9 protein-coding genes and 1 riboswitch are annotated in these 15,029 nt (G+C 72.2%); of the genes, 4 read left to right on the forward strand and 5 right to left on the reverse strand.

Annotation, left to right across the window (positions count from 1 at the left end):
• Window positions 1-22: 22 nt before the first annotated feature.
• Window positions 23-946 (forward strand): CE1 family esterase, encoded by a 924-nt coding sequence (locus VIU94_RS22720; protein WP_331913702.1) that lies wholly within the window; start codon window positions 23-25, stop codon window positions 944-946.
• Between the two features lie 79 nt (window positions 947-1,025).
• Here VIU94_RS22720 and VIU94_RS22725 read toward each other — a convergent pair whose 3' ends face one another.
• Window positions 1,026-1,625, reverse strand: a complete 600-nt coding sequence (locus VIU94_RS22725; protein WP_331913703.1) for a TIGR03086 family metal-binding protein — start codon at window positions 1,623-1,625, stop codon at window positions 1,026-1,028.
• Window positions 1,626-1,738: 113 nt separating this feature from the next.
• A riboswitch (cobalamin riboswitch) is annotated at window positions 1,739-1,958 on the forward strand.
• A 154-nt stretch (window positions 1,959-2,112) separates the two neighbouring features.
• Here VIU94_RS22725 and metE point away from each other — a divergent pair.
• The 3 genes from metE (at window position 2,113) to VIU94_RS22740 (ending at window position 8,310) form a co-directional block, all read left to right on the forward strand.
• Window positions 2,113-4,431, forward strand: coding sequence for a 5-methyltetrahydropteroyltriglutamate--homocysteine S-methyltransferase (metE, locus tag VIU94_RS22730; protein ID WP_331913704.1), 2,319 nt, complete (start codon window positions 2,113-2,115; stop codon window positions 4,429-4,431).
• A 208-nt stretch (window positions 4,432-4,639) separates the two neighbouring features.
• Complete coding sequence (locus VIU94_RS22735; protein ID WP_331913705.1) at window positions 4,640-7,876, forward strand: M36 family metallopeptidase; 3,237 nt, start codon at window positions 4,640-4,642, stop codon at window positions 7,874-7,876.
• Between the two features lie 8 nt (window positions 7,877-7,884).
• Window positions 7,885-8,310, forward strand: coding sequence for a hypothetical protein (locus VIU94_RS22740; RefSeq protein ID WP_331913706.1), 426 nt, complete (start codon window positions 7,885-7,887; stop codon window positions 8,308-8,310).
• Between the two features lie 4 nt (window positions 8,311-8,314).
• Here the strand turns inward: VIU94_RS22740 and VIU94_RS22745 are convergent, their stop codons facing one another.
• From VIU94_RS22745 to VIU94_RS22760, 4 genes are all read right to left on the reverse strand, one after another.
• A complete protein-coding gene (locus VIU94_RS22745; RefSeq protein WP_331913707.1) occupies window positions 8,315-9,697 on the reverse strand; it encodes a M1 family metallopeptidase in 1,383 nt (460 codons plus the stop codon).
• Window positions 9,698-9,741: 44 nt separating this feature from the next.
• Window positions 9,742-13,644 (reverse strand): Pls/PosA family non-ribosomal peptide synthetase, encoded by a 3,903-nt coding sequence (locus tag VIU94_RS22750; protein ID WP_331913708.1) that lies wholly within the window; start codon window positions 13,642-13,644, stop codon window positions 9,742-9,744.
• A gap of 196 nt (window positions 13,645-13,840) precedes the next feature.
• Window positions 13,841-14,185 carry a hypothetical protein gene (locus tag VIU94_RS22755; protein ID WP_331913709.1) on the reverse strand — a complete coding sequence of 115 codons (345 nt, stop codon included), beginning with the start codon at window positions 14,183-14,185 and terminating at the stop codon, window positions 13,841-13,843.
• Window positions 14,182-14,793, reverse strand: coding sequence for an RNA polymerase sigma factor (locus tag VIU94_RS22760; protein WP_331913710.1), 612 nt, complete (start codon window positions 14,791-14,793; stop codon window positions 14,182-14,184). Before VIU94_RS22760 ends, VIU94_RS22755 begins: the two co-directional genes overlap by 4 nt.
• Between the last annotated feature and the right edge of the window lie 236 nt (window positions 14,794-15,029).

Here is a 15,029-nt window from a genome sequence, read left to right on the forward strand (position 1 = left end):
TTCAAGAACGGAAAGGTCCCCCATGCGGATACCCCTTTTACGGCTCGCCGCCCTGGCCCTGCTGTTCCCTCTGGCCGGCTGCAGCACGAACACGGACGACGACGGCACGGGAAGCGGACCGGGAACGGAGAAGCCGCCAAAGCCTTCGGCCACGCAGCAGCGCGACGAGGCGCCACGCCCCGGCGATCAGACGGTCACCATGACCTGGAAAGGCGAGCAGCGCGTCTATGCGGTCCACGCGCCGCCCGGCTACACGCCGAGCAAGCAACTCCCCCTGGTCGTCGTCATGCACCCTTACCCGGCCGACGGCGCGTACGCCGCCGAGCTGACCGGCTTCAACGCCAAGGCCGACAAGGAGGGCTTCCTCGTCGCCTATCCGAACGGAATGGATCAGGCGTACAACGCCCTCATCTGCTGCGGCGGCGAGGACGACGTCGGCTTCATCGGCGCGATGACGAAGCGCCTCGTCGACACGTGGAAAGCCGACCCCCGGCGCATCTACGCCACCGGTATTTCCAACGGCGCGGACATGTCCTTCAAACTCGCCGTGGAGCTCCCGGGCACGCTGGCCGCGATCGCCCCGGTCAGCGGCGGCTACATCGGCGCCGCCGCGCAGAGTCCCACGTACATGCCGAAGGCCCCGGTGTCCGTGGCCACATTCGTCGGAGGCGCCGACGGTTACCACAAGGACTTCGAGCAGGGCATCAAGTCCTGGACGGAACGCCGGGGTTGCACAGCGGGACGACCCGAGAAGGTGAAGGGGGACGCCACGCGAACGCCGGCGAAATGCCGCGACAAGTCGGAGTTCCTGACGTACCGCCTCCCGGCCATGGGCCACAAGTGGCCTGGCAGCAAGGACCAGACGATGGGCGACACCGCGACCGGCGTCCATGCGACCGATCTCATCTGGGAGTTCTTCGAGGCGCACCCCAAGATCTCGTCCTGAACGCAACAGGCGAGCGACGACAGCCGCCGCCCGGGCGGCCGGGACGTATGCCGCAGTGGCCGCCCGGCGGCGGCCTACGTCACGGGGTCACCGGGGGCGTCCAGCCCGGGTCGCGCCCGCTCAGGCCGGCTGCCCGGTCCAGCAGCGGGGCGTCGTCCGGGACGGGTACGACGGGTCCGAAGATGCCGTCGCCGCGGTCCTCCTCCTCGGCGGAGGCCAGCAGGAACGCATGCGCGGCCTGCAGCGCGGCCTCATCGGGTGCGTAGTCCTGGCCGGTGGCCCGGGCCAGGTCCCAGCCGTGGATCACCAGTTCGTCGACCGCCACCAGACCCGCGATGTCGCCCGGCAGGTCCACGCCACCCGCGCGGGTCATGCCGGTCCAGGCTTCCGGATCCCGCCAGGCTTCGGCCAGTTCGTCGAGGACCCGGGGCAGTTCCTCGCGCCAGCCTTCGGGGAGGGAAGGCACGACGTCGCCGGCCGTGTCCGTCGTGGGGCCCAGGTCCTTGCGGCCGGCGTCGCGGAAGGCGACGGCGAGGCCGGCGAGGTGGGCCAGCAGTTCGCCGACCGAGTACTTGGGGCACGGCGTCCCGTCGGCGAGCCGCGCGTCCGGGACTCCCGCCACGAGACGGGCCACGACGGTGGCTTGCGGTCCGAGGTCGAGAATCGTCGTGTCGGTCATCTGCCGCTCCTTCGGGACGATGGGTTTGCAGGGTAGACCGGCGGCGGAGCCAGAACTCATCGCAAGGACGGCGGCGGATTCACCCGGGAGGCCGATGGATTCACTCCTTGCCGTAGGCTGGCGGTGCAGCTGGTTCGCCCCGTCCGCCAGGCGGGATGCGTCGTAAGAGGGAACCCGGTGGGAATCCGGGACTGCCCCGCAGCGGTGAGCGGGAACGACCGCCGTCATACGCACTGGATCCGGGAGGGTCCGGGAAGCGACGGCCAGTAGGTGTCCTCCACGAGGAGTGACGTGCCCGCGAGTCCGAAGACCTGCCCGTTGCCCGCACGCGGACGATTCCGCGCGCGGACATTCCGGTGACCTCGAGGGCGGGTCGGCGTACACACCAGTCGGACGACCGCGCTCGGTCGGCCGTCCGGTCGTCGCCCCTTCGCGCTCTCGTCCCGTCGCCGGGATCTCAGGGATTCATCTCGCGAAGGAGATCTCCGTGACCACGAAGTCCGCAGCCGCGGCAGCACAGGCCACTGTGTACGGCTACCCCCGCCAGGGTGGCGACCGGGAACTGAAGAAGGCGATCGAGGGCTACTGGAAGGGCCGCGTCACCGCCGACGCCCTCCGCGCCACGGCCACCGACCTGCGCGCCGCGAACTGGCGCCGGCTCGCCGCGGTCGGCATCGACGAGGTGCCCACCGGCGACTTCTCGTACTACGACCACGTCCTCGACACCACCGTCATGGTCGGCGCCGTTCCCGAACGCCACCGCGAGGCCGTCGCGACCGACGCCCTCGCGGGCTACTTCGCGATGGCGCGCGGCACGCAGGACGTCGCTCCTCTGGAGATGACGAAGTGGTTCGACACCAACTACCACTACCTGGTACCGGAGTTGGGGCCGGGCACGGTGTTCGCGGCCGACTCCGCCAAGCAGGTCGCCGAGCTACGGGAGGCGCTTGCACTCGGCCTCGCGGCCCGGCCCGTTCTGGTCGGACCCGTCACCTATCTGCTGCTGGCCAAGTCGGCCCCGGGCGTGGCCCCCGGTTTCGATCCGCTGACCCTGCTCGACCGGCTGCTCCCGGTGTACGCGGAGGTCCTGGCGGACCTGCGTGCCGCCGGCGCGGAGTGGGTCCAGCTCGACGAACCTGCTCTGGTCCAGGACCGCACCCCGGCCGAACTGAACGCCGCCGCCCGCGCCTACCGCGACCTCGGCGCGCTCACCGACCGGCCGCAGCTGCTGGTCGCCTCCTACTTCGACCGGCTCGGCGACGCCCTGCCCGTCCTGGCCAAGGCGCCGGTCGAAGGGCTCGCGCTCGACTTCACCGGACGGGCCGCGGCCAACCTCGACGCGCTCGCAGCCGTCGGCGGCCTGCCGGGCAAGCGCCTCGTCGCGGGGGTGGTCGACGGCCGCAACATCTGGATCAACGACCTGGAGAAGTCCCTCGCCACCCTCGGCACCCTCCTCGGCCTGGCCGAAAGGGTCGACGTGTCGGCCTCCTGCTCCCTCCTCCATGTGCCGCTCGACACGGCCCCGGAACGGGACATCGACCCGCAGATCCTGCGCTGGCTCTCCTTCGCCCGGCAGAAGTCGGCCGAGATCGTCACGCTCGCCAGGGGCCTGAGGGGCGGCACGGGAGTCATCTCCGGCGAACTGTCCGTCAACCGGGCCGCCCTCGCCTCCCGTACCGCCTCACCGATCACCCGCGACCCGGCGGTGCGGGCCCGCGCCGCCGCCGTCATCGAGTCCGACACCCGCCGCGCCCAGCCGTACGCCGAGCGGGCCGCCGCCCAGCGCGCCCACCTGGGCCTGCCGCTGCTGCCGACCACCACCATCGGCTCCTTCCCGCAGACCCCCGAACTGCGCACCGCCCGCGCCGATCTGCGGGCCGGCCGGATCGACGCCGACGGGTACGAGGAGCGGATCAGGGCGGAGATCCAGGAGGTGATCGCGTACCAGGAGAAGACCGGGATCGACGTCCTGGTCCACGGCGAGCCCGAACGCAACGACATGGTGCAGTACTTCGCCGAGCAGCTCACCGGGTACCTGGCCACCCAGCACGGCTGGGTCCAGTCGTACGGCACCCGCTACGTCCGGCCGCCGATCCTGGCGGGGGACATCTCCCGGCCCGCGCCGATGACCGTGCGCTGGACGACGTACGCCCAGTCCCTCACCGGCAAGCCGGTCAAGGGCATGCTCACCGGCCCGGTCACCATGCTCGCCTGGTCCTTCGTCCGCGACGACCAGCCCCTCGCCGACACCGCACGCCAGGTCGCCCTCGCCCTGCGCGACGAGGTGAACGACCTTGAGGCGGCGGGCACTTCGGTCATCCAGGTCGACGAGCCCGCGCTGCGGGAGACGCTGCCGCTGCGCGCCGCCGACCATCCGGGCTACCTGGCGTGGGCGACGGAGGCGTTCCGCCTCACGACCGGCGGGGTGCGGCCGGACACCCAGGTCCACACGCACATGTGCTACGCCGAGTTCGGCGACATCGTCCAGGCCATCGACGACCTCGACGCCGACGTCATCAGCCTGGAGGCCGCCCGCTCCCACATGCAGGTCGCCCACGAACTCGCCGCCCACGGCTACCCGCGCGAGGCCGGCCCCGGCGTCTGGGACATCCACTCCCCGCGCGTCCCGAGCGCCGAGGAGGCCGCCGACCTGCTCCGTACCGGACTGAAGGCCATCCCCGCCGATCGCCTCTGGGTCAACCCCGACTGCGGCCTGAAGACCCGCGGCTGGCCCGAGACCCGCGCCTCCCTGGAGAACCTGGTCACCGCCGCCAGGACCGTCCGCAGCGAACTCACCGACTCCTGACCGCGACCGTCGGGGCCGGGGGTTGCCAAACCCCCGGCCCCGACGGACTGTCTGGACCGCGGGCCGCTGCACTGCTCGCGAAGCAGCCGCCTCCAGGGAGGAGTCGGTCGTCCAGGCGGAGCGGCGTGCCCCCTTTCGCTGGCTTGTCATGCGCACGTACCGTGTCCCCGGTCCGCAGTCAGGAAGCCAACGGACGGGGGAGAGAACGTTGCCACCCACGCACTTATCGAAGCGCGCACGATCACTGCTCATCGGAGCGGTTCTGCTCGCACTGCCCGCGGTCACGGTCGCACCGACGCCCGCCATCGCCGGCGAACAGCCCGGGAAACAGCAGCGAGCGGCGCAGGAACAGCCGGATCGGCCGTACCCGAACATCGACGTACGCGGTGACAAGCGCGTCCCGCCCAAGGCCGGGCAGCTGCGCGCCGCGCAGGCACTCGACGGCACGGCGATCCGCTGGAGCCGGTTCGGTACGCCGAGGCTGATCGCCCCGCAGGGCCGCAACGCCCTCACCGCCACCAGCGCCACCGACCCGCGCACCCTCGCGCTGGACCACGTCCGCGATCACGCGGCTCTCTACGGCCTCTCCGCCGCCGAGCTGAACGCCCTCGGCGTCGTCAAGTCGTACCGCACCGAGCACAACGGCGTACGGCATGTCTTCATCGGCCAGCGCGACCGGGGCGTCCCCATCCACGGCGCCCGCCTCTCGGTCGCCGTCGACGCGGCCGGCCGCATCCTCACCGTCACCGGCAGCCTCGTCCCGGGCGCCCGAGCCGCCGGGACCGTCGCCCTCGACAAGGGCGCCGCGCTGGACCGGGCCGCCGCCTCCGTCGGCACCGACACCCCGTCCGGCGCCGCCACCGCCACGAGGGTCACCTTCCCGCTCGCCGACGGCACCGCCCGCCCGGCCTGGCGGACCACGCTCACCGCCGACAACGACCACCTGTACGACACCGTCGTCGACGCCGGGACCGGCCGCGTCCTCCAGCGCATCGACCTCACCACCAACGAGGGCCCCGAGGGCCGGGTCTTCACCGACCAGAACCCCACCCTCGGCAGCGCGACGACCGTCCCCTTCAGCGGCCTGGGCCGTTCCTGGATCACCGGCCGGGTCACCACCGGCAACAACGGCGAGGTCTCCCAGGACCTCGAAAGGCCGGAGTCGCTCGGCCACCAGCCCCAGACCCCGGCCGCCGGAGACCCGGCGTACCAGCACTTCAACTACACCTTCACGGACGCCTTCCGCAACAGCGGCGGCACCGACCTCACCACCGACCGGGACGCGGTCGTCACCCAGGCCTTCTACTACACCAACCGCATGCACGACCACCTCTACGGGCTCGGCTTCGACGAGGCGTCGGGCAACTTCCAGGAGGACAACCTCGGCAACGGCGGCGCCGGCAGCGACCGCGTCCAGGTCTACGTCGACTACGACGCCAACGGGTCCTCCGCCTGCAACGCCAACTTCGGCACCCCCGCCGACGGCCAGAACCCGAGCATGCGGCTCTTCGTCGGACGCACCTCCTGCGACAACCACAACATGCACCGGGCCATGAACGGCGACACCGTCGCCCACGAGTACAGCCACGGCCTGTCCAACCGGCTCGTCGGCGGCGGCGAGATGGGCGAAGGCGAGCAGACCGGCGCGCTCGGCGAGGGCTGGAGCGACGCGATCGCCACCTCGATGTGGAACGACCCGGTCTACGGCGAGTTCAACAACGGCCGCGCCGCCACCGGCATACGCCGCGTCGCGTACAACAACAGCCACCTCACCTACGCCGACCTCTGCGACGACGGCACCTGCAGTGTGCACGCCGACGGCGAGATCTGGGCCACCGCCATGTGGGACATGCGCACCGCGCTCGTCGGCGCGTACGGCTACGCCACCGGAAAGCAGCGGCACGAGCAGCTGATGGTCGACGGCATGAAGCTGACGCCGTCCACGCCCGACTTCCTGGACGCCCGCGACGGCATCCTCGCCGCCGACCGCGCCAACCACGGCGGCGCCAACCAGTGCCTGCTGTGGGGCGTGTTCGCCCGCCGGGGCATGGGCGCGAGCGCCACCTCACCGAGCCAGACCCAGGCCAACCCGGCGACCGACTACCCCGCGAGCTGCCGGCCCACCGCCGACGCGGGCGGGCCGTACACCACCAAGGAGGGCGCCGACGTACGGCTCGACGCGAGCGGTTCCACCGCCCCCGGTGGCGGCGGCAGCTACAGCTGGGACTTCGACGGCGACGGCGCCTACGACGACGCGACCGGCGTCAGCCCGCTCTTCGACCGGGTCGGCCAGGACGGCACGTACACCGTCGGCCTGCGCGTCGGCAACGCCGCCGGGGCCGACACCGACACGGCGACCGTGACCGTCACCAACGTGGCCCCCACCGTGACCTTCACCGTCCAGGGCCCGCGTGAGGAGGGCGGCAAGCTCACCGTCGCCGGCACGGTCACCGACCCGGGCTGGCTCGACCCGCTCACCGCCACCATCGACCCCGGCGACGGCAAGCCCGTCTCCCTGCCCGGGCAGCTGGAGAACAACCGTCCCGACGCCACCCTCACCTTCAGCCGCGAACTCGTCTTCGGCGACAACGGCGCCTTCACCGTGAAGGTCTGCGGCAGCGACGACGACACCAGCACCTGCCGCGAGGCCGAGATCACCGTCGCCAACGTCGACCCGAAGGTCGCCATCGACAAGACCGACGCCGTGCCCCTCGCGGGCGGACGGACGCTCGTCGTCCACGCCGGCGAGGAGAAGCGGTACACCGCCCGGGTCACCGACCCCGGCAGCGACGACGAGACCATGAGCTGGGCGTGGGGCGACGGGACACCGGACACCACGACCGTCTCGCTCGTCAACCCGCCGGACCCCGACCCCGCCCGCAGCCCCAGCGTCCAGCCGCGCGACCTGACGGACGCCCAGGCCCACACGTACACCAAGCCCTGCCTGTACGAGCTGACCGCCACGGCACGCGACGACGACGGCGGTACGGGGACGGACGGGATGCCGGTCATCGTCCAGGGCAACGCCCCGCTGTCGCTGCTCGCCGACGTCTGGTACGTCAAGTACCTGACCGGCGACCTCACCGGGCTCGGGAAGGAGAGGCTGGACTGCTATCTGAAGATCGTCCAGCACGCGAGCGCGGTGTTCTCCGAGAAGGTCGACGTGTCCACCCAGGACAAGGCCGCGAACGTCCTGTTCCTCAACCTGCTCCTGGACCCGAAGCGTTCCCTCGACCGTCAACTGCTCGCCGCCTGGCTCAACTTCGCCAACGGAGCCTTCGAGCCGAACGAACTCGTCGACACCGACAGCGACCTGAAGGCGGACACCCCCTTCCTCGAGGCCCTGCAGAACGCCGAGAGGGTACGCCTCGACCCCAACGCCACCAGGCAGCAGCTCAACGCCCAGGCGGCCATCCTCACCTGCATCAACATTCCGCTCGTATGACACGGATGATGCTTCTGCCGCGCGCCGCCGTCGCCCTGCTCCTCGGGGCGGCGGCGGCCGCCTGCACCGACGACCCCGCGCCGCACCGTCCGGCCCCGCCCGCCCGTACGTCCGCACCGACCCTCGCACCCGCACCCACGGCGACAAGCGCCGCACCAGTGCCCTCCGCCCCGGCCGTCCTCACCCAGGACGATGCCGGCCGCACCGTCACCCTGCCCCTCGGCGGCACTGCCCAGCTGCGCTTCTCGGGCCCTTGGCGAAAGGCCACCCCCACCGTCGACGGCACGGCGATCGTCCTCGTACCGGTCGCCTACGAGAGGGATCCGGGCTTCCGCGCCTGGGACATCCGCGCCGCCGCACCCGGCGAGGCGGTGCTGCACGCCACAGGACAGCCGGGCCTGCGGCCACTTCGGATCACTTTCCGGATTCGGTGAGCATTCAGGCGGCGCCGTTCGTGGGCGGGTAGGCGGGCCGCTCCGGTATCGACCGGGAGCCGTGCGGGGAGGGCAGGGGAGGGAGGGACGGCCGGTACAACCAGGCGGCGAACAGCTCGTCCACCGGCTCGTCCGCGTAGCGGGCCACGTGGGCGGTGAAGCCCGCGGTGGTCACCACGCCGTTGCGATGCACGGTGGCCCAGTCGCGCAGCATGCGGAAGAAGGCGCCGTCGCCCAGGGCGCAGCGGACGGCGTGCACGGTGAGACCCCCGCGCTCGTACAGGCGGTCGTCGAACATCAGCTTGCGCCCGGGGTCGGCGAGCTTCAGGTCCTGCGGCTGCACGGCCAGGATCCGGTGCGCGGCCGTCGCCAGCTCGTGCGCGGTACGGCCGCCGGAGCGCTCCGACCAGAGCCACTCGGCGTACTTGGCCAGACCCTCGTTCAGCCAGATGTGCCGCCAGTCGGCGATGGTCACGCTGTTGCCGAACCACTGGTGCGCGAGCTCGTGGGCGACGAGGCGCTCGGAACCGCGCGCGCCGTCGACATGGTTGGCGCCGAAGAGCGAGAGCCCCTGGGCCTCCACCGGGACGTCCAGCTCCTCGTCGGCGACGACCACCGCGTACTCGCCGAACGGATACGGCCCGAAGAGCTCCTCGAACAGCTGCATCATGGCGGGCTGCCGGGCGAAGTCACGGGAGAAGCGGGGCAGGAGATGCGCCGGCACGTGCGCGCTCTGCGGCACCCCGCCGAGCCCCGGGTCCCCGAGGAGCACCGTCTGCTGCATGCCGACGGAGAGGCCGACCAGATAGCTGGAGGTGGGCGCGGACTGCTCGTACACCCACGTGGTGGTGCTGGCCTTGGTCGTACGGGTGAGCAGCCGGCCGCCCGCCACCACGGTGTACGCGGAGGGGGTGTTGACCGAGATCTGGTACGAGGCCTTGTCGGCGGGCCGGTCGTTGCAGGGGTACCAGGAGGGCGCGCCGATGGGCTGGCTGGCCACCAGTGCGCCGTCGGTCAGCTCCTCCCAGCCGAGCCCGCCCCACGGGCTGCGCACCGGCTTGGGGTTGCCGGCGTAGTGCACCTCCACGGTGAAGGCGGCGCCCGCGGGCAGCGGCTTGGCCGGCCGGACGCGGAGCTTGCCGCCGCGGTGGGCGTAGTGCGGCGCCCGGCCGTCCACGAGGATCCGGCCGATCTTGAACTCGGAGAGGTTGAGGTGGAACTCGGTGAGCGGCGCCCGTCCGGCGATCGCGCTGAGCCGGGCCGTCCCGGCCAGCCGGTTGGGGCCGGGACGGTACTCCAGAGCGAGTTCGTACCGATGCACGCGGTAACGGGCATCGCCGTGGTCAGGGAAGTACGGGTCCGATGCCGTTGTCCGCTCGCCGCTCACTGCCGCTCCCGCTCCCTGCCCTGTGCTGTGCTCGTGCGGTCCGTTCAGGCCCGCCACGCCTCGATCGGATTGCCCAGCCAGCGGGTGTCGTCGGGGACCGATTCCCCGGCCATCACGAGAGAGGCCGGACCCAGCGTGCTGCGGGCCCCGACCGTACTGCCGGGCAGGACGATTCCGCCCGGGCCCAGGGTGGCGCCCTCGCGGAGGACCACAGTATCCGTCCTCAAGATCCGGTCGTGGAAGAGGTGTGTCTGCAACACACAGCCCCGGTTCACGCTGACCGCGTCGCCCAGCGCGACCAGGTCCGTCTCGGGCAGCCAGTAGCTCTCGCACCACACGCCCCGGCCGATCCGTGCCCCGAGGCCGCGCAGCCACAGGGCGAGCAGCGGCGTCCCCGGCACCGCACCGATCAGCCACGGCACGGCCAGCACCTCGACGAAGGTGTCGGCCAGTTCGTTGCGCCACACGAAGCCGGACCAGAGCGGGTGCTCGCCCGTGCGGTGCCGGCCCACGAGCAGCCACTTGGCGGCCACCGAGACCAGGCACGCGGCCGCACCGGCGGCGAGCAGAACGGCACCGGACAGCAGTGCCGTGACCCCGATCCCCAGGCCGGCCGCGAGCGCACAGAGGGCCGCCACGGTCAGGACCGCCAGGGCGGCCGAGCAGAACACCGGAACGAGCCGGCACAGCTCCACCAGGCCGCGCGCCCACAGCAGGTGCGCGGGCGGGTCGTACGTCCTGCTCTGGTCGGAATCGGCGGCGGACCGCGGCAGCTTGACCGGCGGCAGACCCAGGTAAGAGCTGCCCTTCTTGGCCTTCTTCGGCGTCGCGGACAACACCCCGACCAGGCCGTCGTCCGGTACCGTACGGCCCGGCGCGGTCATGCCGGAGTTGCCGAGGAACGCCCGGCGACCGATCTCGGAGTGTCCGATCCGCACCCAGCCGCCGCCCAGTTCGTAGGGCGCGGTCAGGGTGTCGTCGGCGAGGAACGCGCCCTCGCCGACGGTGGTGAGACTCGGCAGCGCGAGCACCGTGGACACCTCCGCGCCCCGGCCGATCTTCATCCCGAGCAGCCGCAGCCAGACCGGGGTGATCAGCCCGGCGTAGAGGGGGAAGAGCGTCTCGCGCGCCAAGTCCATCAGCTGCGTGACGGTCCACGCCTGCCAGCCGACCCTGCTGTGCGTCGGATGGCTTCCGGTGCGCAGCCCGATGCTGAGCAGCCGTACGGAGACCAGCACGAGGGACGCGTACGCGAACCCGTAGGCGAGCGCCCCGGGCACCACGGCGAGCAGAGCCCCCGCCAGCGCCTCGGCGAGCCCGGCGGAGGCGGGCACGAAGCGGCTCACGACCAGCAGGGCGGGCAGGGCGGCGAGCACGGGCAGGGCCGTAAGGAGGAAGCCGGTCGCTCCGTATGTGGCCCGCCAGTGGATCCCGCGCGCCGGTCGCTCCTTGGGCCAGTTCCGCTTGGCCTTGCCGAGCTTGCCCGCGGGCGCTCCGGCCCAGCGCTGTCCGGTCGGGATCTGTCCGGCCACTGCGGAGCCGGGGGCCACCTCGGCCCGCTTGCCGACCCGCGCCCCGGGGAACAGCAGGCTGCGGGTGCCGACCACCGCGCCCGCGCCGACCTTGACCGGGCCGATCTCCAGCCGGTCGCCGTCCAGCCAGTAGCCGGAGAGGTCCACCTCGGACTCCACGGCGCAGCCGCGGCCGAGCTTGAGCATGCCCGTGACCGGCGGCAGCGAGTGGAGGTCCACGTCGGGGCCGACCTTGGCGCCGAGCGCCCGTGCGTAGCGCTCCAGCCAGGATCCGGTGAGCGAGGTCGCGCCGACGCACTCGGCCAGCCGCTCGGCCGTCCACAGCCGCAGGTGGACGCTTCCGCCGCGCGGATGGCGTCCCGCCTTCACCCCGCGCAGCAGCAGACGTGCGCCGCCCGCCGCGATCGCGAGCCGGCCGGGCGGGCTGAAGAGCAGCGCCGCGCCCGCGGCGACGAGCCACCACGAGGCGCTCGGCGCCCACGGGTAGGACCCGAACCAGTGCAGCACGTTGCCCAGGGCGAGCAGTGCCACCGTCCAGCGGAGCCCGACCACGGTGAAGAGCGGCAGCAGCAGGACGGTCTGGATGAGCCCGGACCGGAACGGAACCGGAGCGACGGTCCGGACCGCGCCGTCGTCCTGGACGGACTTCTCCAGGCGCCGGGCCAGCTTGCGCAGGGTGGGCTGCTGGTAGATGTCGACGACGGCCGCGCTCGGATAGCGGGTGCGCAGCCGGGTGGTGAGCTGGGCGGCGGCGAGGCTGCTGCCGCCGATCGCGAAGAAGTCGTCGGCGGCGCCGGTGACGGCCACCCCGAGGGTCTCGCTCCACTGCTCGGCGAGCCAGGCCTCGGTGCCGTACAGCTGCTCGGCGGGGCCGGTGGTCTCCAGTTCGGGCAGGGGCCAGGGCAGCGCATCCCGGTCCACCTTGCCGGAGGTGCGGGTCGGCAGCTCTTCGACCGGCGCGAGCAGCGGCACGAGGGCCGCGGGCAGCTCGGCGCGCAGCCGCTCGACCGCCGCCGCGTGGTCCCAGCCGTCCTGGGTGACGAGGTAGCCGACGAGCAGCTGGTTGCCGCTGCGCGCGGTGCGGACGGCGGCGGCCGCGCCGGCGACGCCGGGCAGGGCCTGCAGTGCGGCGTCCACCTCGCCCAGCTCGATGCGGCGGCCGCCGAGCTTGATCTGCTCGTCGCCGCGGCCGAGGAAGACCAGCCCCTCCGGCTCGGCGCGTACGAGGTCGCCGCTGCGGTAGGCGCGCTCCCAGCCGAGGGATTCCAGCGGGGCGTACTTCTCGGCGTCCTTCTCGGGGTCGAGGTAGCGGGCGAGCCCGACGCCGCCGATCACCAGCTGGCCGCTGCCGCCCATCGGCACCGGCTCGCCGGACTCGTCGACCACGGCCAGTTCCCAGCCGTTCAGCGGGAGACCGATCCTGATGGGCTCCTCACCGGTCAGGAGGGAGGCGCAGGCGACGACGGTGGCCTCGGTGGGGCCGTACGTGTTCCAGACCTCGCGGCCCTCGGTGACGAGGCGCTGGGTCAGTTCGGGCGGGCAGGCCTCGCCGCCGAAGATCAGCAGCCGGACCTCGTCGAGGGCCTCCGGCTCCCAGAGCGCGGCGAGGGTCGGCACGGTGGAGACCACGGTGATCTCCTGCTCCACCAGCCAGGGGCCGAGGTCGGCGCCACTGCGCACCTGGGACCGGGGGACGGGCACGAGGCAGGCGCCGTAGCGCCAGGCCAGCCACATCTCCTCGCAGGAGGCGTCGAAGGCGACGGAGAGTCCTGCCATGACCCGGTCGCCGGGTCCGATCGGCTCCTCGACGAGGAAGAGCGCGGCCTCGGCGTCCACGAACGCGGCGGCGCTGCGGTGGCTGACGGCGACGCCCTTGGGCTTGCCGGTGGAGCCGGAGGTGAAGATGATCCACGCGTCGTGCTCGGGGCCCGGCCGGGTGGCGGACACTCCGGCGTCGGCGGGGGCGGTGACGTCGATCCGCTGTCCGGCGCCCAGGACCGCCCGCACGCCGGCCTCGCCAAAGACCAGCTCGGCCCGCTCGTCCGGGTCCTCGGCGTCGACCGGCACATAGGCGGCGCCCGCGGCGAGTACGGCGAGGATGGCTGCGTACAGCTCGTTGGTCCCGGAGGGCACGCGGACGCCGACCCGGTCGCCGAGCCCCACTCCGGCGGCCGCCAGGGCGCGCCGCCGGCCCTCGACCTCGGCGGCCAGCGCCCGGTAGGTCAGCCGGGCGCTGCCGTCGTCCAGGGCGAGCTCGTCCGGGTAGGCCCGTACGGACGCCTCGAAGATGTCGACGAGAGTGCGCACCGGGGCGGCGGGCCCGGCGGAGAACCGGGCGGACTTGCCGGACTCCTCCTCCCACGCGTCCCCGTCGTGGAGCACAGTGATCTCACCGTGCTCGGGTGTGGCTGCCATCGGACCTCGCGTCTCGTTCCCGGCAACGTCCGGGTCGTCGGCGGAGCCCGGGTCTGCCCAGGTTGTTCCGTTCCGACGCCAAACAGCCCGTCAGTCTAGTGCGTCGCGAAGGATTTCCTGGTAGAAGCCTTGCGCGTGGCCGGGAAGAGACGGTATTGGAGCTAGGGCCTGTCCGGCGGATCAGGGTCGGACAGCCCTAGTCCGCGGTCTTCGCCGTCGGTTGGGCCTTGGCGATCATGCAGACGCCGTCCACGCACTGGCGCTCCAGACGGCCGCGGGAGATGGTCTGCGCCAGGCCGACCATCCAGCACGTCGGGCAGCCGCGGAAGGCGATCAGGGCCAACGGGGCCGCCAGCAGGGTGGCCGGGCCGGCGACGGGCACCAGGGCGATCGAGCCGATGATCAGCCCGAAGCCGATGACGCCGCGCGCCAGGTGGCGCGGGACGGACTTGCTGGCGAACTTCATCTCGGGCGCCGCGGACTGCACGGGGGCCCGGGACTTCGTGCCCTGCTCGGGTTTCACGGTGTTCACGGTGCTCATGGCAGTGTGTCTCCTCCGACTGGTCGGTCGACGGCTGGATCGGTTGCTTGGTCGGATGCTTGGTCGGTCGCTGCCAGTGAGTCCCGCAGCGCCGCGCGTGCTCTGTGCAGCCGCGACTTCATCGCGGCGTTGCTCAGACCGAGCGAATGGGCGACGGTCGTGCCCGGCAGGCCCTGGACGTCCCGCATGATCAGGACCTGCCGCTGGTCACGGGGAAGGGCACTGACCGCCGCCGCGACCCGCTCCACCTCCAGCCTGTGCAGCACCGCTTCCTCGGCGGACCGTTCCGCGGACGTCTCCGGTCCGGCCGACGCCTCGTCGCTCCGCGAGGCGAGCAGCCGTACCTGCCGGAGGCATTCGTTGCGCACGATCCGGAACATCCACGAGGCGAGCGCACCAGTGGCCCGCAAGGTGCCGATCTTCCGGTAGAGGATGATCAGCGCCTCCTGCGCCGCGTCCTCCGCGTCCTGCGGCGAGGCGCACAGCGATCTGGCGAACTTGCGCACATGAGGCTGCGATTCCATGACGACGGTCGTGAGCGACGAGACGTCGCCGTCCTGAGCGGCCTTGATCAGCCGCTCGTCGGGCCAGGTGAAGCGTTGGTTCATGCGCTACTCACATCCTCATGTCCGGAAGGCGCCCCCGTCGTGCAGGCGCCGGTCAGCTGCGGCTCTTGTAGCGCCGCATGAGGTGCCAGCTGCACGCCCCCACGAGCAGGACTCCGACAACGACGATGGCAGTGACCAGCATTGGTGTTTCCTCCCGGTTCCGCCGGCCCGTTCGGCCGGTACACAGACAAGAGGCGGGGAGATCCGGAAAGGATTCACCTCCGGCCGAAGCTTTT

It is taken from the genome of Streptomyces sp., from assembly GCF_036566765.1.
Lineage (GTDB): Bacteria > Actinomycetota > Actinomycetes > Streptomycetales > Streptomycetaceae > Streptomyces.

Bases quoted from the DNA above. Each gene is read 5' to 3' on its own strand.
- VIU94_RS22720 (WP_331913702.1), top strand. From the start codon at position 23: ATGCGGATACCCCTTTTACGGCTCGCCGCCCTGGCCCTGCTGTTCCCT.
- VIU94_RS22725 (WP_331913703.1), bottom strand. From the start codon at position 1,625: ATGACCGACACGACGATTCTCGACCTCGGACCGCAAGCCACCGTCGTG.
- VIU94_RS22740 (WP_331913706.1), top strand. From the start codon at position 7,885: ATGCTTCTGCCGCGCGCCGCCGTCGCCCTGCTCCTCGGGGCGGCGGCG.
- VIU94_RS22750 (WP_331913708.1), bottom strand. From the start codon at position 13,644: ATGGCAGCCACACCCGAGCACGGTGAGATCACTGTGCTCCACGACGGG.
- VIU94_RS22755 (WP_331913709.1), bottom strand. From the start codon at position 14,185: ATGAGCACCGTGAACACCGTGAAACCCGAGCAGGGCACGAAGTCCCGG.
- VIU94_RS22760 (WP_331913710.1), bottom strand. From the start codon at position 14,793: ATGAACCAACGCTTCACCTGGCCCGACGAGCGGCTGATCAAGGCCGCT.